Below are 18423 nucleotides of genomic sequence, written 5' to 3' on the forward strand. Positions count from 1 at the left end.
TGTCAGGAAAGATAAATCAGTGAAAACGTGCAACACTGTTCATAAATCGCAAACAATCAGGGGGTGAGTTATGGATCAAATTCAGGCGATGAAAATTTTCATCCGGATTGCCGAACTGGAAAGTTTTAGCCGGGCAGCGGAAGACCTGAATCTGCCACGGGCGACAGTCAGCACGACACTCAAACGGCTGGAGCAAAAGCTCGGGGTTCGCCTGTTTCTGCGCACCACACGGCAGGTGAAAATCACCGATGAAGGCAAAATTTACTATCAGCGCTGTCTGCAACTGATCTCGGCGCTGGAAGAATCCGACACCTTGTTTGCCCATCACAAAAATCAGCCCGCAGGCGTGGTCCGCATCGATATGCCGCATTCTTTGGCACGCGTGATGGTGATCCCTGCCTTGCAGGCTTTTTATCAGCGTTATCCGCAAATCACCCTGAGCGTCAGCGCCAATGACAACGCCATCAATCTGCTCGATCAGGGTGTGGATTGTGTGGTGCGTGCCTGGCCTTCAGAAGATGACAATTTGCAGTCGCGCCATCTGGCAGATTTGAAACAAATCACCTGCGCCTCGCCTGAGTATTTAGCGAAATTCGGTACGCCAGAAACGCCGGAAGATCTCGCCGGACATCAGGCCGTAGGCTATTTTTTTGCTCATCAGCGGGCAGATTCACATCTGGAATTCGTGACAGACGGAAAAGTCGAAAAGCGACAACTGGCGAGCAAACTAACCGTTAGTGGTGCTGATGCCTATGTCGCCGCTGCAAAAGCCGGTTTCGGGCTGATTCAGGCCTCGGAGCTGGCGATGGCACAGGAACTGGCCCAGGGAGAACTGGTAGAGGTGTTGCATCAGCACCTTCCACCGCCGATGCCGCTATACATTATGTATCCGCCCGGTCGTTTTCTTGCGCCGAGGATCCGTGTGCTGCTGGACTGGTTAATCACACTGTTTTCCAGCCCTGATCATCCGGCGAAACAGGAAGCCATTATGGGAAAAATAGTCGATTAAACCATCGATTAACCTGAGGGCTTTCTGGCACACTGAACCATTCACGGCGAATATGCTGTTTTTTACATCAAACGTCCGAAATGGGGGAAATAACTATTGACGCCTGTGGGAAAATCTCTAGAATTCGCCCCCGTGGTTGTGTTACTTGCTGATGACATTCCGATGAATGCGTCAACACAGTAATCAATTGGAAGCGATGGTGGCGGAATTGGTAGACGCGCTAGCTTCAGGTGTTAGTGTCCTTTGGATGTGAGGGTTCGAGTCCCTCCCTTCGCACCACTCCGGTGATATAAATCGAATCAGCAGTAAGCAGAAATCATCTGTGCGAAGGTGGCGGAATTGGTAGACGCGCTAGCTTCAGGTGTTAGTGTTCTTACGGACGTGAGGGTTCAAGTCCCTCTCTTCGCACCACATGATTTTGCTCCTCAGCTTTACCCTCCTGTACGACCTCTTTTGATTTCAAAAAGTAAAAAAGCCCGACAGCTTTGCTGTGTTTTTTATTTTTCATCCTGATTTCCTTTTATTGATGACGACTTATTAAAGCAAACTAAAGTTCAACGTTACCGCAGCCAGTCCGCCTGCCAGCGCCATAAACGACGGCAGCAGCATGTAATGACGTAAAGTCCTGTGAAACAGCATGACCAGCGTCGCCAGCATTGCGACCACCACCAGCATCCGCAACTGGTCGAGCGTCATATGCGTCAGCGCCAGCAAAGGCATCAGTGCACAGGGCAGCAACACACCCCAGCCACTGGTGAGACGCTTACCCAATATCCAGACAACCGCCCAGATCCCACATGCTATGACAATCGCCGGTATCATAACCCTGCTCCAAACGTTGATAATGAGAACTAATATCATATAGGATTTTTTCTCATTTACCACCTATTTGCAGTCATGCCCTCCGTTAGGGTGACACCTGACGACAAAAGTGCTAGTTTTGGAGGAGTTAAACAAATTAGCTCAAGCGCCTTTATTAAAATAGTAACGCTAATAACGATATTTATTGAATTCTAATAATTACCCATTAGAACTATTAGCCTACCTGCACGAAATCTGTCTTAACGGAATAAGCACGCAGTATAAGGCGATAAGACACTTTATCTATTCAGACCAACACACGCTAAATAGAGTAAATTTGATGATATCTCATTCCTATGATGAGCTGCTGAAAAGCAAACATCGTCTGGCGATGTTGCTATTCTTTTTTTTAAATAGTGCCACAGCGCTATTTTCTATGGTTTATCCGCCAGAAGGCTCATCCTCAATGCCTTTTCCGCTGGTCCTGATTTTTGGGCTTTGCTGCGCGGGATTAATATTTTCATTTTTCAGCAAGAAAAATTATTCTGCCCATCTGAATATGTGCTCCGTCATCGTCGGGCTGTTATGGGGATGGCAAATAGCCTTTCGGTTTGCTGAAATTGGTCAGACAGATAAAAATTATCTTCTGGTCAGTTTACTCAGTATATTCTTTATCAGTGCAATCGCTTTATCAGATAATTTTCTGGCTTTTTGCCTCCATGCAGTACCTTCGACTATTTGCGTCATCTTTCTGGACGATTTTCAACACGTCGGGCGTATCTTATTTACCGTTTCCCTGCCGCTGATAGGCCTGTGGTTACACCATCTGATGCTCAAACGCAGCGATGAATTTACGCGCAGAATGGTATCCAACCTGTACAGCGAACGGGAGAAATTCAGCGACCTGAGTATGCTGGATCCGCTCACCGGCCTGTATAACCGTCGCGGGCTGCAAAACAAGCTGGAAACCCTGTTTAATCAGGCTTCCGGGCACTACGTCATGCTGCTGGATATCGACCATTTCAAAGCCTACAACGACAACTACGGCCATCATATGGGCGACCAGGCGCTGGTGCGCGTTTCAGCCGCCATCCGCGATGCCGTCCGTTCCCGCGATGTGGTTGTCCGCTATGGCGGCGAGGAGTTTCTGGTACTGATGTCTAACGTTAAGCAGGAACACGCGGTTCGTATGGCAGAACGCATCCAGAATAAAGTTCTCGGGCTGAATATCCCGCATTTGTTTAATGCTGAAGTGTCGACGCATGTCACGGTCAGTGCCGGACTTGCCGCGCTTGAAGACGGTGATTTTATTCGCGCGCTGGGCAAAGCCGATTCCTCACTGTATAACGCCAAAAACAGCGGACGTAATAAGATATTCTATGCCTGGGATGAAGACAGAGACAGGGAAGACACACTCGAGGAAGTCATCGGGGAAAGAATGGCCTGAGGATCCTCTCAAAGTAACATTGGTAACAGCGTGCTGATTGGTTTTATTCCCCGCCGACATATTTGTAAATGTCAGAGAGTCGTTATTAAAGTCTGTACATTCATTTCTGTTGCATAACCATTCATCTTTCAGCCAGATTAACGATTCTGGCTGAAAGATAATCAGCTTATTTATCATATTGAATGTTACTGAACAATGTTACCTTTCGATTTCAGCCTTGTGCTTAAATAAGCTTAAACCCTCGTACAATCCCACCTTAATAAATTACAATAAAGATAATCCTAATCACCATTTTTAAATTTTCTGAACTTCCTGTCAGCAGCACTGACTCCATTCATTCCCTGCACCAGCAAAACACGCTACTCTCTTGTTTTAACGTGATTATTCCCTCCATTTCTTAATTTGTGAACTGACTCACCCCGACCTTCCGGCGAGTGCCAGCGCTTATTTTTACGTGGCACTGACCGGAAGGTGGCTCATCCGGACACTTCTTACACTAGCGCCCAACCGCAGCCCTGACTTCTGAAGGATCAGCAAGGGCGGCGTTTTTACTTATCTCTTCACCAGTACGTTTCTCTACATAAAAAGGTCCGGTGTATGAACAGTTCGATAGTTTTAGGGATTATCTGGCATCTGATAGGAGCGGCCAGCGCAGCTTGCTTCTATGCACCTTTCAAACAAGTCAAAAAATGGTCATGGGAAACCATGTGGTCGCTGGGCGGTTTCTTCTCGTGGATTATTCTTCCCTGGGCCGTCAGCTACATTTTACTGCCTGATTTTTGGGCCTATTACGGTTCATTCAGCTTTGCGACACTCCTTCCCATCTTCCTGTTCGGCGCAATGTGGGGCATCGGTAACATCAACTACGGCCTGACCATGCGCTACCTCGGCATGTCTTTAGGAATAGGGATTGCCATCGGCATCACCCTGATCATCGGCACGCTGATGACGCCCATCCTGCAAGGGAAAATCGACATGCTGTTCGGCACAGCCGGCGGCCAGCTAACGTTGCTCGGCGTCTTTGTCGCCGTGATTGGTGTAGGTGTGGTCAGTTACGCCGGTTATCTGAAAGAGAAAGCGCTCGGTATTAAGGCAGAAGAATTCAACCTGAAAAAAGGGTTGATCCTGGCCGTCATGTGCGGCGTTTTCTCTGCCGGGATGTCTTTCGCCATGAGTGCCGCAGTACCGATGCATGAGGCTGCTCGGGCATTGGGTATCGACCCGCTGTACGTCGCGCTGCCAAGCTATGTGGTTATCATGGGCGGCGGTGCCATCGTCAACCTCGGCTTCTGTTTTATCCGCCTCGCCACGCGTAAAAGTATCTCGCTCAGGGCAGATATGTCGGTCACGAAATCTCTGCTGCTCACCAACATCATGTTCTCAATCATTGCCGGTGTGATGTGGTATTTGCAATTCTTCTTCTACGCCTGGGGCCACGCCAGCATTCCGATCAAATACGACTACATGAGCTGGATGCTGCATATGAGCTTCTACGTGTTGTGCGGCGGAATTGTCGGGCTGATATTGAAAGAATGGACCGGCGTTGGCAAAAAGCCGGTCAGGATCCTGATCATTGGCGGTCTGATTATCATTCTGGCGGCCAATATCGTCGGTCTGGGATTAGCGCTGTAACGCGTAAAACACTTTAAAAAACAGTCCTTAAAAGACGGCAGAAATTATTCTGCCGTCATCAGTGACAACGATGTTTTTCCTCCCTGCCCGACGAAACGGTGCCGGTAATCACGCGGCGATACCCCACAGGCACGACTGAACACCACAGAGAAATAGTTACTGTCATCAAATCCGCATTCTGCTGCCACATCACTGATCGTCATGCTGCCATAGCGCAATAAACTCATTGCCCGGCACAGCCTCAGTTGTCGCAAATAATGGTTCACATTCATGCCAGTATGCTGTTTGAAGAGCGAGCGTAAAGTGCGGGGATTGAGCTGATGCTGCTGGCAAAAAGTCTCCAGATGAAAAGGTTCAGCGATATTGGCCCGCAGCGCCATCAGCAATAAATCCAGCTGATGGGCATCGGGTAAAGCCCCGCTGTCAGGCCGCTGGCGAAAACGCAGTAACAGTAACGCCAGTTGCATCAGCAACGCCTCACTCAGCTGTACAGAAAGCGGCTCCGACTTCATACATTCTTTGGCAAGCTCATCGACTTTGTCGCGCAAAACAGACATTCCGAGGGTACTCAGCCGCCAGTAACGCTGCTCCTGACTGGCTCCTTCACCTGGCAGTAACTGCGACCAGTCAGCCGTCAGCCCGAAGCGCTCACGACAAAACAGCACATTATCCAGCGCCAGCTCGTTGACCGATTCGTAACTGTGGCGATCCTTCGAATTAATATAGAACAGGTCGCCGCAGGTGATGGGATAAGGGATGTCGTTCCAGATATGCAGGCCGTTGCCACGCCAGACAATTACCAGCTCGTCAAAATCATGATCGTGACTGGGAAAATCCGCCTGCGGATGGCGCTCAGCCACCACCACCGAATTCATTCCCGTCAGAAAGAAGTCATTTTTAAAAAGTCTCAGCGACATAGCGGCAATCTCATACCCGTTTGACGACAAAATAAACGAGGCGGATCAGGCAGGAAAACCCCGAAACCGCAAGAGGTGCCGCTTAACGTAACTGATCACGCATGAGTTTTGGCGACACCGAAAATTCCCGACGGAACTGCGTCGAGAAGTGGTTACTGTCACTGAATCCACAGGCGTAAGCGATATCGGTAATACTTTGATCGCTATGATGTAAACGGCGGCGCGCCTCGAGCAAACGCAGCCGGTTGAGATAACGCTGCGGTGTCATGCCGGTGCAATGCTTCATCTGCCGGTGCAGGGTTCGCAGCGCCAGCGAAAAACGTTCTGCGGCTTCAGTCCAGTTAACATCCTCACTGTAATGTGACTGGAGCCATTGCAAAAGTTGATTGACCCGGTTTTCCGAGGTATCTCGCAATTGTGGCTGGAAACAATCCTGATAGAGCAGGATCAGCAGTTGTAAAAACAGACTTTCACGCGTGGCGATATGCTCCATTTCCACACTGGCAGGCAAGGCTTCGAGTTGCGTGATGCAGTTCAGCACCTGGTGCATGACGCAGGGACTGAGCTGCCAGTGGATCTGCGACTGATAGTGATGTTCCTGCGGCAAAAAATGGCCGACGTCCTGAATAAACCGAAACGCTTTCGGCGAACGGAAAAGCACATTAGTCAGACGCAAATTATCCACATTTTCAAAAAGATGGTGGTCGCTGGCGCGGACAAAACAAACGGTCCCTGCCGTCAGCGTGTAAGGATTGTCATTAAAGATATGAACCCCTGATCCGCTTTCCACCAGCATAATCTCGTGAAAATCATGGTAATGCTCCGGGAATACGTCTTGCGGAAGACGCCGCTCAACCGTCACAGTCAGCTCAGGTGCCGCAAAATAATCATCACCCTTCAGTAACGTCATTTATCGCCTCCGGTTCTAAAAATCATCCTACTTCGGGATACAACCCTACCCTGTGCCCGACGTTCTTACCTTCAAACCACGGCATGAAAAACGTCATAAATGGTCATTTTTTTAAGATTGCCGTCCCCATGATTCGGATCTGCGGCAAAGATCACAGTCACTTATCCCGCGTTACCTCTGCGTTGCAAAACTCGTTCAGGCCAGCTTTGAGCCGATCTGTGATCTGCCTCGCATCTACCTTTTTAATGCTGCCATCCCGCCAAAACCGGTGGCAATCACCGGAAGGTGCCGCCGCCACGCCTCCCCTACACTGGCCGCATATTCAACAAGGAATGGCCGCTATGAGAACTCACCATCTTGCCGCTATTGACCTCGGCGCTTCCAGCGGCCGGGTGATGCTGGCGACGTTTACCCGTCAGGACCCGCAGCCGGAAGCGACACTGACGCTCAAAGAAATCCACCGTTTTCCTAATAATCTGGCCCGCATCGACGGCCATGACACTTGGGATCTGGATGCGCTTGAACAGCACATTCTCGAGGGGCTGAACCGCCTGGATGCTTCTGGTATTGAGCTGGATGGGATCGGCATTGATACCTGGGGCGTGGATTACGTATTGCTCGATGAACAGGGTCAGCGGGTGGGTTTACCGGTGGCCTATCGAGACAACCGCACCGAAGGCGTGATGGCGCGGATGGAACAGCAGTTTGGCCGTGAGAATCTCTATCAGAAAACCGGCATTCAGTTTATGCCGTTTAACACGCTTTATCAGTTACGGGCGCTGAGTGAACAGCAGCCTGAAATCGTCAGTCAGGCAGCACACATGCTGATGATCCCGGACTATTTTATGTACCGCCTGACCGGAAAACTGAACTGGGAATATACCAACGCCAGCACCACGCAAATGCTGAATATCACGACCGGGGACTGGGATGAGGATCTGCTGAAACTGGCAGGCGTTCCCCGCCACTGGCTGCAAAAACCAACACAGCCCGGCAATTCACCGGGCTTGTGGCAAAGCCCACGCGGACGCAGTGTGCCGGTCTTCAGCGTCGCCACGCATGACACTGCCAGCGCAGTGGTTGCCGCTCCGCTGACCGGCCCGAACAGCGCCTATCTCAGTTCCGGCACCTGGTCATTAATGGGTATCGAAAGCCCGAAAGCATTCAATCACGCGCAGGCCTTACACGACAACATCACCAATGAAGGCGGCATCAACGGCAGCTACCGTGTCCTGAGAAATATCATGGGGATGTGGCTTTTCCAGCGGGTATGTCGCGAGCTGAATATTCAGAACCTGCCGTCATTAATTACGCTGGCTAAAAACATTGAGCCGTTTACCTACCTGATTAACCCGAACGAAGACCGGTTTATCAATCCGGTTTCAATGGTGGATGCCATCCGCGAAGCCTGCCAGCAGGCCGGTGGACCGGTGCCGGAATCCGCTGCCGAACTGGCACGGTGCATTTTCGACAGCCTCGCGATGCTTTATCGCAAAATCGCCCTGCAACTGGCTGATTTAAAAGGCGCACCACTCGAAGACATTCACATTGTGGGCGGCGGCAGCCAGAACCAGTTCCTGAACCAGCTTTGCGCGGACGTCTGCCAGATCAACGTCAGCGCGGGTCCGGTTGAGGCCTCCACGCTCGGCAATATCGGCTGCCAGCTGATGGCCCTGAACGCCGTAAAAGATTCCGCTGAATTTCGTCGCATCGTCGCCACGAACTTCGAGCAACGCCATTACATTCCCCGTAACCACGCGGATTTCGCTATTCACTGGCGCCGTTTTCAGGCGCTATGTCACGCCAATGAGGAGCTCGCAGTATGACTTCATCTATCGACCACGCATGGACGCTTGCCAAAGAACGCTTTGCACAGCTGGGCATTGATGCCGAAGCCGCAATCAAACAACTCGATACCCTGCCTGTTTCCATTCATTGCTGGCAAGGGGATGACGTCGCGGGCTTTGAAAATCCGGAAGGCGGACTGACTGGTGGCATTCAGGCGACCGGTAATTATCCCGGTAAAGCGCGAAATGCACAGCAGTTGCGAGCCGACTTAGAACTGGCCATTTCGATGATCCCCGGTCCTAACCGACTGAACCTGCATGCTATTTATCTGGAATCCGATAAACCCGTTGCGCGTAATGAAATCGAACCTAAGCATTTCACCGGCTGGGTAGACTGGGCGAAGAAAAACAAGCTGGGGCTGGATTTCAATCCGTCCTGTTTCTCCCACCCGATGAGTGCCGACGGCTTCACGCTGTCCAGCGCCAACCCGGAAGTACGTCAGTTCTGGATTGAGCACTGCCAGGCCAGCCGCCGCGTTTCTGCTTCATTTGGTCGCGCGCTGGGTACGCCATCCGTAATGAATATCTGGGTGCCGGACGGCATGAAAGACGTCACCGTCGATCGTCTCGCTCCGCGTGAGCGCCTGATGAGTGCGCTGGATGAAGTGATTTCTGAGAAGTTTGACCTGAGCGAACACATTGACGCGGTCGAAAGCAAACTGTTCGGCATCGGTTCAGAAAGCTATACCGTCGGCTCCAACGAATTCTATCTGGGTTACGCCGCCAGCCGTGGTACCGCGCTGTGCCTTGATGCCGGTCACTTCCATCCGACTGAAGTGATTTCCGACAAAATCTCGGCTGCCATGCTGTATGTGCCGCGCCTGCTGCTGCACGTCAGCCGTCCGGTGCGCTGGGACAGCGATCACGTAGTACTCCTGGATGACGAAACGCAGGCTATCGCCAGCGAAATCGTGCGTCATAACCTGTTTAACCGCGTTCATATCGGGCTGGATTTCTTTGATGCCTCGATCAACCGCATCGCTGCGTGGGTGATAGGCACACGCAACATGAAAAAAGCGCTCCTTAAAGCCCTGCTGGAACCGACAGACTTGCTGAAAAAACTGGAAGTCGAAGGGGATTACACCGCCCGTCTGGCACTGCTGGAAGAGCAGAAATCCCTGCCGTGGCAGGCCGTATGGGACATGTATTGCCAGCGCCACGACGTACCGGTCGGCGGTCAGTGGCTCGATACCGTGCGTCACTACGAAACCAGCGTGCTGGCTAAACGCCAGGGTTGATAAACGCCAGGGTTGATAAACGCCAGGGGTTATAAACGCCAGGGGTTATAAACGCTAAGTTTTATAAACCCTGAATTAGCTGACCGCGCCGAAGAAACGCATTCACTTTATTTGCAGGAAAGAACTGATGAAAACATTATTTAGCTCGTGGTTTGTACAGGGCATGGTTAAAGCGACCACCGATATGTGGCTGAAAGGCTGGGATGAACGCAACGGCGGTAACGTCAGCATGCGTCTGTTGCCCGAAGATGTGGCGCCCTACAAAAATGATTTCTATGCCCAGCCGCGTCAGGTCGAACTGACCCAGCACGCGCCGGATCTGGCCAACGAATACTTCATCGTCACCGGCTCCGGTAAGTTCTTCCGTAACGTGCAACTGGCACCGTCAGAAGCACTGACCGTTATTCAGCTCGACGATAAAGGCGCCAGCTACAAAATTCTGTGGGGCCTGACCGCTGGCGGTCTGCCAACGTCAGAACTGGCATCGCATCTGCAATCCCACGCCGTGCGTAAACGCGTCACAAACGGTCAGGATCGCGTGATCATGCATTGCCACGCCACTAACCTGATTGCGCTGACCTATGTGCTGGAACTCGACAGCGCCAAGATCACCCGCAAGCTGTGGGAATGCAGCACCGAATGTCTGGTGGTCTTCCCCGACGGTGTAGGTATCGTGCCGTGGATGGTGCCGGGCACCGACGGCATTGGCGCCGCCACTTCCGATCAGATGCAACATCACAGCCTGGTGCTGTGGGCATTCCACGGCATCTTCGGCTGCGGCCCGACGCTCGATGACGCATTCGGCCTGATCGACACCGCTGAAAAATCAGCAGAGATCCTGGTCAAAGTCCTTTCTATGGGTGGCATGAAACAAACCATCCAGACCGACGAACTGATTGCCCTCGGCAAACGTTTTGAAGTCACGCCTTTCGAGGCAGCACTGAAAGCCTGATATAAAAAATCTGTCTGATAATTCTTTAACGGGGAGCAATGCAAGCTCCCCGTTAAAGATCGGCGAAGACCACATACAGAGCATCGCAGGGTATGGATCATTTAACCTTTCCCTAAGTAATCCTGAGTGCAGAAAGGCAGCAAGTGCAAGGATCCCGATGAGCTGACATGAGTCAGTGATTCGGGTTCTTAAACGCAGCCAACGCATCTGCAGGCTGGAGTACGACGGGAAAATAAGAGGGAATTTTTATGAGCTTTATGTTGGCTTTACCTAAAATCAGCCTTCACGGTCAAGGCGCTATCGAAGATATGGTTGCGATGCTGGCAACCCATCAACACGGCAAAGCGCTTATCGTCACCGACGGCCAGTTAGTCGAACTCGGCCTGCTCGATGGTTTATTCTCTGCACTCAAACAAGCCGGATTGCCCTACGCTCTCTACGGCGGCGTGGTGCCGAATCCAACCTCAGCCCTTGTCGATGAAGGTTTTCGTCAGTACCAGGAAAATCACTGCGATTACCTGATCGCCTTCGGTGGCGGCAGCCCGATTGATACCGCTAAAGGCATCAAAATTCTGACCGCCAATCCGGGGCCGGTAACAAATTATTCCGGTGTCGGCAAAGTCACTAAACCGGGCGTCTTTCTGGTCGCGATCAATACCACCGCAGGCACCGCCGCTGAACTCACCAGTAATGCGGTGATCATCGACAGCCAGCGTCATGTAAAAGAAGTGATCATTGATGCCAATCTGATCCCGGATATTGCCGTCGACGATCCGTCGATCATGCTCAAGATCCCGGCAGATATTACCGCTGCAACCGGTATGGACGCCCTGACGCACGCTATTGAAGCCTATGTTTCTGTCGGCGCCCATCCACTGACGGATCCAACCGCGCTGGCTGCGATTTCCATGATCACCCAGTGGCTGCCAAAAGCCGTTGATCATGGCGATAACCTGGAAGCGCGCGAGAAAATGGCGCAGGGACAATATCTGGCAGGCATGGCATTTAACAGCGCCGGTCTGGGACTGGTTCATGCAATGGCGCATCAGCCGGGCGCGACACATAATTTGCCGCATGGCGTCTGTAATGCGATTTTGTTGCCGGTCGTCGAAGAGTTTAACCGCTCATCGGCCCCCCATCGTTTTGCCGATATCGCCCGCGCAATGGGCGTTCATACGCAAAGCATCAGCGAAACGCAGGCCAGCATCGCGGCGATTGACGCGATCCATAAATTATCCGCACGCGTGGGGATCCCTTCCGGTTTCAAAGAGCTGGGAATTAAAGAAGCCGATATCGAAGGATGGCTGGATAAAGCGCTGGCTGACCCGTGCGCGCCATGTAATCCGCGTACGGCAACCCGCGAAGAAGTGCGCGAGCTGTATATGAAAGCGATGTGACTTTCTCGCCTCCGCCTTTGTGAAGGGAAAGAAGCCGGTGTAATTTCTTTACTTCTCCCCCTGCGAAGGGGGAGATTGGGAGGGGGTTTAGCTGGCAACTTCACGTTCAAAGCTGTCATTAATCCCCCACCCCAACTCTCCCCTTCGCAGGGGTGGGAGCAAACCAACAGGAGCAAACATGATCCGTAAATCCTTCGTCATGCAGGTCAATCCCGATGCGCACGCGGAATATCAGCGCCGCCATACACCCATCTGGCCGGAACTGGAAGAAACCCTGAAAGCTCACGGCGCGCACCACTACAGCATTTTTCTGGATGAAAAACGCAGTCTGCTGTTCGCTTATGTTGAGATCGAATCGGAAGAAAGATGGAACGCGGTGGCAAAAACGGAGATCTGCCAGAAATGGTGGAAGCATATGGCAGACGTGATGCCTGCCAATGCCGATAACAGTCCGGTAAGCAGTGAACTTAAACCGGTCTTTTACCTCGATTAATCCGCTGCTGGCCGCCTTTTCCCTGCGCGGCGGGCTTTCCTCTTCCGGCAGATGGATTTTGCGCTTTTGACGCAGTAAAACGGGTGGTCGCCGGTTTGTCTTTCGCTGAACGCGACGGTGCAAACTTCGGATCAAAACCGTCCGGCGGCACCAGACAGTCCGGGCGAATTCCGATCAGCCTACGCATTCCCATCGCCGTCAGTGCCTCGCGGATCACCGGCCAGTTCACCGGATCGTGATAGCGCAGCAGCGCTTTATGCAACCGCCGCTGACGATCGCCTTTCGGCACCACCACGTCTTCGCTTTTATAATCGACCTTGCTGAGCGGATTTTTCCCGCTGTAATACATCGTGGTCGCACTGGCGAGCGGTGACGGATAGAAGTTTTGCACCTGATCCAGACGGAAACGGTTTTTCTTCAACCACAGCGCCAGATTGATCATATCTTCGGTGCGCGTGCCAGGGTGCGCGGAGATGAAATACGGGATCAGATACTGCTCTTTTCCGGCCTGTTTTGAGTAGCTGTCGAACAGTTCTTTGAACCGGTAATAACTGCTCATGCCCGGTTTCATCATTTTCGACAACGGACCGGTTTCGGTATGTTCCGGCGCGATTTTCAGATAACCGCCAACGTGATGCTCGGCCAGCTCTTTGATATAACGCGGATCTTCTACCGCCAAGTCATACCGCACGCCCGAAGCGATCAGGATTTTCTTGATGCCTTTTAGGCTGCGCGTGCGGCGGTAAAGATTGATCGTCGGCTCATGATTAGTGTCCATGTGCGTACAGATTTCCGGATACACGCAGGATGCGCGGCGACAGCTTTGCTCCGCTTTTGGCGACTGACAGCGCAGCATATACATGTTAGCAGTCGGCCCCCCGAGATCGGAAATCACACCGGTGAATCCCGGCACGCTGTCGCGGATCTCTTCGATTTCCCGTACGATCGACTCTTCCGAACGGCTCTGAATGATCCGCCCTTCATGCTCGGTGATCGAACAGAACGCACATCCGCCGTAACAGCCACGCATGATATTGATCGAGAAACGGATCATGTCATACGCCGGAATAGTCGCTTTGCCATAGGACGGATGCGGTACGCGCTGGAATGGCAGGCCAAAAACCTCGTCCATCTCTTCAGTCGATAACGGGATCGCCGGTGGATTGATCCAGACATAGCGATCACCATGCTTTTGCATCAGCGCACGCGCACAGCCGGGATTGGTTTCGTGATGCAAAATACGCGAGGTATGGGCGTACAGCACTTTGTCGCCTTTCACTTTTTCAAATGACGGCAGCAGGACGTACGTTTTTTCCCACGGCTTAAGCTTTGGCGCACGCACTGTTACCGGCTGCGGAGCGTCCGGTGCTGGCAACTCGCCTTCTGAACACGGCAAATCTTCGCCATAGGGATTCATAATTGGCTCAATGCGGCCCGGCTTATCCAGGCGCGTGGAATCGACACCACTCCAGCCTGTCAGCGCCGTTTTACGCATGACTGCGGTATTGCGCACGTCGTGAATATCCGTAATAGATTCGCCCGCCGCCAGACGGTGCGCCACTTCTACCAGCGGCCTTTCACCGTTGCCGTAAATCAGCATATCAGCCTTGGAATCCACCAGCACCGAACGGCGCACGGTATCGGACCAGTAATCGTAATGCGCGATACGCCGCAGACTGGCTTCGATCCCGCCAAGCACAACCGGCACATCGCTGAAGGCCTCCTTGCAGCGCTGGGTATAAACCAGCGTCGCGCGATCCGGACGTTTTCCGCCAACGTTGCCCGGCGTATAGGCATCGTCATGACGCAGTTTACGGTCAGCGGTATAACGGTTGATCATCGAATCCATATTGCCGGCGGTCACGCCATAAAACAGATTCGGTTTGCCCAACCGCATGAAATCGTCTTTGTTAGTCCAGTCCGGCTGCGCGATGATCCCGACACGAAACCCCTGCGCTTCCAGCATTCGCCCGATGATCGCCATACCGAAACTCGGATGGTCAACATACGCATCGCCAGTCACTACGATCACATCACAGCTGTCCCAGCCCAGTTCATCCATTTCCGCCCGGCTCATCGGGAAAAACGGCGCAGTGCCGTAACATTCGGCCCAGTAACGCGGGTAAGAAAACAGGGTGCGATCGGGTTGGATCAGGCTGATTGGCATAAAGAGGTTCTTCGTCGGCGGCAAATAATTGGCCGCAAATTATACGGGTGGGAATTAAGCTGGGGGCGGACAAATGACCAAAACTTGTTTTAGATCAATTTTGCTGTTTGCAATAAAAAGGCCCACCGGTTTCCCGGCAGACCTTTTCGTTGACTACGGAATGACTTATTTCTTCGCCAGCGCTTCAAACACTTTTTCGACTGCGACGGCACCCGGATCTTTGATCCCTTTCAGGCTGTCGCTGCTGAGATAGGATGAGCGCCCGGCATTGGCTTTCTTCATGCTGGCCGTATCTTTGGCGCCTTTAGCAGCGGCTTTCGCTGCACCTTTCAGCGCATCTTTCTTACCTAAGGCCTCCAGCGCAGGCTGAAGTGCGTCGATCATCGTGCGATCGCCGAGATCGGCACCACCGTAATGCTTCATGCGCTCCAGACCAAACAACAGTGCTTTCGGTAATTTCTCGCCTTCGGCGAATTTCTTACCAGCAGCCGTTAAGAAGATCGACATCAGCACGCCGCTCGATCCCCCCATCACGGTCGCCAGACGATCGCCCACCACGCCGAGCAGATCCGCAACATTGTTCAGCGGCAGCTTTTTGCCCTTGTTCTGCTTCTGAATGTCGCGCGCGCCGGTCGCAAATGTCGAACCGGTATCGCCGTCACCCACTTTGGCATCGAGTTTGTTCAGCTCATCTTCCAGACCGGAAAGTGTCTGCGTGATCGTTTCGACGATCTTCCCGACTTCAGCGTTTGACGACGCTTTCACGGATTTTTTATCGCTGATGGCTTTCCCTTTTTTGGTCGCCAGTTTTTCCAGCTTAACCAGCGGATGCCAGCCGGCGGCTTCTACTTCAGCCAGCAGCGCCTCCTCAATTCCGCCCTTCAGCGCGATCACAGAAAGCGAAAATCCTTTCATATCCAGCGCACTGACCAGCGATGCCGGGCCGATGAGATAACGCACCGAACTGCCCAGTGCCGAATGCACGACTTCTTTGGCGATCTGGTTCATCTCAAGCGGTGATACGCCGCCGAGGTTGTTGATCAGCACGGCCAGCTTGTCGCTCTTTTTCACGTGTTGCTGGAGCTTTTCGACCAGCGTATCCACCACTTTTTTACTGTTCTGGGTTTTCATCGTCGAGACGCCCGGCTCGCCGTGAATACCCAAGCCCAGTTCAACATGACCCGATTCGATACGCTGTTCATCTTCATCTTCGCCGCCGCCCGGCAGGCTGCATCCTGCTGCTGCCACACCGATGCTGGCGGTGGCATCAATTGCCTGCTGCGCGATTTTGGTGACGTCTTTGAGGGATTTCCCCTGCTCTGCGGCATAACCGGCAATTTTATGCACCAGCACAGTACCCGCGATACCGCGTGGCTGCTTGTTATCCGGCAGGGAAATATCGTCCGACACCATCACCAGCTCAACGTCATAGCCCATGCCTTTGGCTTTCTCGGCAGCCAGACCAAAGTTCAGGCGGTCGCCGGTGTAGTTTTTCACGATCAGCAGACAGCCCGCTTTACCGGTGACCGCCACAATTGCATTGAGCACCGCATCCACGCTCGGTGAGGCAAATACTTCGCCGCACACCGCCGCGGTGAGCATGCCCTTTCCGACAAAACCAACGTGCGCCGGTTCGTGACCGGAGCCACCGCCGGAAATCAGGGCAACTTTTTTCTTATCCCAGTCGCGGCGTACCACCACGCGGATAGCCGGATCGACGTCCAGTTTTGCCAGATTTTTATAGGGAGAGGTCAGGATCACCCCTTCGATAACATCGTTAATCAGAGACTTACGGTCATTCATAAAGAATTTAGACATGCCGGACCTTTCCTTTTAACTGTTTTCCAGGTGTTGTGAGGCAGCAAAAACATACCTCTGCGTAATGCAGGTATCTGAAAACATAGCACAGGACAAAAATCAGGAAGGAGACGAGAAAGGCGGTTTCCCGCCTTTTAGCGATAAAGGCATCACTGAAATACCTAAACCATTCGGGTTGCATCAAGGCGGCAACTGAATGAATCCCCGGGAGCTTACATAAGTAAGTGACCGGGGTGAATGACCAATCTGCAGGGAGCAGATTGGAACGCTGCTTGCAGCGGCTCCTTCAGGAGCGAGGTCCATGGATGGGCCGAGTAACGCAGCCAACGCAGAGGCAGCCTGAAGGGTGTCGGGTAATCAGTTGCAGGCAATAACCTTAATTGCCAGGCCGCCCGTGGAGGTTTCACGGTATTTCGAGTTCATGTCTTTGCCGGTTTCGTACATGGTTTCGATAACTTTATCGAGACACACGCGCGGCTCGCTGGTACGGCGCAGCGCCATACGTGAAGCATTCACCGCTTTCACCGCTGAAATGGCATTTCGCTCGATGCATGGCACCTGAACCTGTCCGGCCAGCGGGTCACACGTCAGCCCGAGGTGATGTTCCATCGCAATTTCTGCCGCCATAAAGACCTGCGCGGTGCTGCCACCCAGCAGTTCAGTCAGACCGGCTGCCGCCATAGAACACGCCACGCCCACCTCACCCTGACAACCGACTTCTGCACCGGAAATCGAGGCGTTCATTTTGAACAAAATGCCGACGGCGCCGGACGCCAGGAAGAAACGGCTGTAAGAATCCGGGCTTATCGGACGGATAAACTGATCGTAGTACGTCAGAACCGCAGGAATGATGCCGCATGCGCCGTTGGTCGGTGCCGTCACAACCCGTCCGCCTGCCGCATTTTCTTCATTGACCGCCATGGCGTACATATTAATCCAGTCCACGACGCCCATCGGATCGACGTTGTTTTTATCCTGTGTGACCAGAATACGGCGCAGTGCTGCCGCGCGACGGTTGATTTTCATCGGTCCCGGCAACAGCCCTTCGGTATTGATACCGCGCGTAATGCCTTCGCTCATCACATTCCAGATAGCCGCAAAGTGATCGCTGATTTCGGTACGGGTATGGTCCGCCAGCTCGTTTTGCAGCATGAGAGCCGACAATGAAAGCCCGGTATCAGTACAGTGTTTTTGCAAATCACTGGCTGAACGGAACGGGTACGGACGCACCACCGGGTTTTCGTCCTGCATGCCAAACTTGCTGGCTTCGACAATAAAGCCGCCGCCAATGGAATAGTAGGTTTGCGTGTACAGCAGCTCGTCGCCGTTGAATGCGCTGAGGGTCATGCCGTTTTCGTGCAGCGGAAGATTATTAAAATGGAAATTCATGCCGGAACCAGCCGGGAAATCCACCTCCTTCACGCCCTTGCCCAGCATCAGTCGCCCGGATGTTTCCACCTGGCGGATAAACGCCGGGATCGCATCGATATCCACATCATCCGGCATATTGCCCGCCAGCCCCATAATAATCGCCAGATCAGTGTGGTGGCCTTTACCGGTTAACGATAAAGATCCGTAGACATCGACGACCACGCGGGTGATATCCGTAATATAGCCAGAAGAGATAAGTTCATCAGTGAATATTTTCCCGGCTTTCATCGGGCCAACAGTATGCGAACTGGAAGGACCAATACCAATTTTGAAAATATCGAAGACGCTGATCACGGTGGACACTCCATGTGAATAAGATGACGGGCAAGAATACGGGAGGAAAGTGAGCAGGGATATTCCCGCC

General features: G+C 52.6%; 15 protein-coding genes and 2 tRNA genes. 10 read left to right on the forward strand and 7 right to left on the reverse strand.

Features of this window, described 5'->3' with window-relative positions:
• Positions 1-70: 70 nt before the first annotated feature.
• From D6C13_RS09655 to D6C13_RS09665, 3 genes are all read left to right on the forward strand, one after another.
• Complete coding sequence (locus D6C13_RS09655) at positions 71-1009, forward strand: LysR family transcriptional regulator (protein WP_120132562.1); 939 nt, start codon at positions 71-73, stop codon at positions 1007-1009.
• Positions 1010-1202: 193 nt separating this feature from the next.
• A tRNA-Leu gene (locus D6C13_RS09660) sits at positions 1203-1288 on the forward strand.
• A gap of 45 nt (positions 1289-1333) precedes the next feature.
• Positions 1334-1420, forward strand: a tRNA-Leu gene (locus tag D6C13_RS09665).
• Here the strand turns inward: D6C13_RS09665 and D6C13_RS26080 are convergent.
• The gene (locus D6C13_RS26080) at positions 1383-1517 is read right to left on the reverse strand and encodes a hypothetical protein (protein WP_279630060.1); all 135 of its coding nucleotides are present in this window, start codon (positions 1515-1517) and stop codon (positions 1383-1385) included. The genes D6C13_RS09665 and D6C13_RS26080 overlap by 38 nt on opposite strands.
• Before the next feature lie 29 nt (positions 1518-1546).
• Positions 1547-1831: a DUF1435 domain-containing protein gene (locus D6C13_RS09670; protein ID WP_120132563.1), complete on the reverse strand. Its 285-nt coding sequence runs from the start codon at positions 1829-1831 to the stop codon at positions 1547-1549.
• Positions 1832-2150: 319 nt separating this feature from the next.
• On the opposite strand from D6C13_RS09670, the gene D6C13_RS09675 reads away from it, so the two are divergent.
• Together D6C13_RS09675 and rhaT are read left to right on the forward strand one after the other, a co-directional pair.
• A complete protein-coding gene (locus D6C13_RS09675) occupies positions 2151-3257 on the forward strand; it encodes a GGDEF domain-containing protein (protein ID WP_120132564.1) in 1107 nt (368 codons plus the stop codon).
• A gap of 597 nt (positions 3258-3854) precedes the next feature.
• Positions 3855-4889 carry an L-rhamnose/proton symporter RhaT gene (rhaT, locus tag D6C13_RS09680; protein WP_120132565.1) on the forward strand — a complete coding sequence of 345 codons (1035 nt, stop codon included), beginning with the start codon at positions 3855-3857 and terminating at the stop codon, positions 4887-4889.
• A 44-nt stretch (positions 4890-4933) separates the two neighbouring features.
• Here rhaT and rhaR read toward each other — a convergent pair whose 3' ends face one another.
• Both rhaR and rhaS read right to left on the reverse strand, forming a co-directional pair.
• Entirely contained in the window at positions 4934-5806 is an 873-nt protein-coding gene (gene rhaR, locus D6C13_RS09685) for an HTH-type transcriptional activator RhaR (protein ID WP_120132566.1), read from the reverse strand.
• A gap of 82 nt (positions 5807-5888) precedes the next feature.
• Complete coding sequence (gene rhaS / locus D6C13_RS09690; protein ID WP_120132567.1) at positions 5889-6716, reverse strand: HTH-type transcriptional activator RhaS; 828 nt, start codon at positions 6714-6716, stop codon at positions 5889-5891.
• A gap of 341 nt (positions 6717-7057) precedes the next feature.
• Between rhaS and rhaB the strand changes: the two genes are divergently transcribed.
• The 5 genes from rhaB (at position 7058) to rhaM (ending at position 12643) form a co-directional block, all read left to right on the forward strand.
• A complete protein-coding gene (gene rhaB, locus D6C13_RS09695) occupies positions 7058-8542 on the forward strand; it encodes a rhamnulokinase (RefSeq protein ID WP_120132568.1) in 1485 nt (494 codons plus the stop codon).
• Positions 8539-9801 carry an L-rhamnose isomerase gene (locus D6C13_RS09700; RefSeq protein ID WP_120132569.1) on the forward strand — a complete coding sequence of 421 codons (1263 nt, stop codon included), beginning with the start codon at positions 8539-8541 and terminating at the stop codon, positions 9799-9801. Before rhaB ends, D6C13_RS09700 begins: the two co-directional genes overlap by 4 nt.
• Positions 9802-9928: 127 nt before the next feature.
• Entirely contained in the window at positions 9929-10753 is an 825-nt protein-coding gene (rhaD, locus tag D6C13_RS09705; RefSeq protein ID WP_120132570.1) for a rhamnulose-1-phosphate aldolase, read from the forward strand.
• 248 nt (positions 10754-11001) lie between these two features.
• On the forward strand, positions 11002-12150 hold the full coding sequence (fucO, locus tag D6C13_RS09710) for a lactaldehyde reductase (protein WP_120132571.1): 1149 nt from the start codon (positions 11002-11004) through the stop codon (positions 12148-12150).
• A 178-nt stretch (positions 12151-12328) separates the two neighbouring features.
• A complete protein-coding gene (gene rhaM / locus D6C13_RS09715; RefSeq protein ID WP_120132572.1) occupies positions 12329-12643 on the forward strand; it encodes an L-rhamnose mutarotase in 315 nt (104 codons plus the stop codon).
• Here rhaM and D6C13_RS09720 read toward each other — a convergent pair.
• The 3 genes from D6C13_RS09720 to D6C13_RS09730 all read right to left on the reverse strand — a co-directional run bounded on the left by D6C13_RS09720 (position 12618) and on the right by D6C13_RS09730 (position 18353).
• Complete coding sequence (locus tag D6C13_RS09720; RefSeq protein ID WP_120132573.1) at positions 12618-14810, reverse strand: YgiQ family radical SAM protein; 2193 nt, start codon at positions 14808-14810, stop codon at positions 12618-12620. The two genes, rhaM and D6C13_RS09720, sit on opposite strands and share 26 nt — an antisense overlap.
• 165 nt (positions 14811-14975) lie before the next feature.
• On the reverse strand, positions 14976-16628 hold the full coding sequence (locus D6C13_RS09725) for a dihydroxyacetone kinase subunit DhaK (protein ID WP_120132574.1): 1653 nt from the start codon (positions 16626-16628) through the stop codon (positions 14976-14978).
• A 357-nt stretch (positions 16629-16985) separates the two neighbouring features.
• The gene (locus D6C13_RS09730) at positions 16986-18353 is read right to left on the reverse strand and encodes an L-serine ammonia-lyase (RefSeq protein WP_120132575.1); all 1368 of its coding nucleotides are present in this window, start codon (positions 18351-18353) and stop codon (positions 16986-16988) included.
• Positions 18354-18423: the final 70 nt, after the last annotated feature.

It is taken from the genome of Rahnella woolbedingensis (assembly GCF_003602095.1).
Lineage (GTDB): Bacteria > Pseudomonadota > Gammaproteobacteria > Enterobacterales > Enterobacteriaceae > Rahnella > Rahnella woolbedingensis.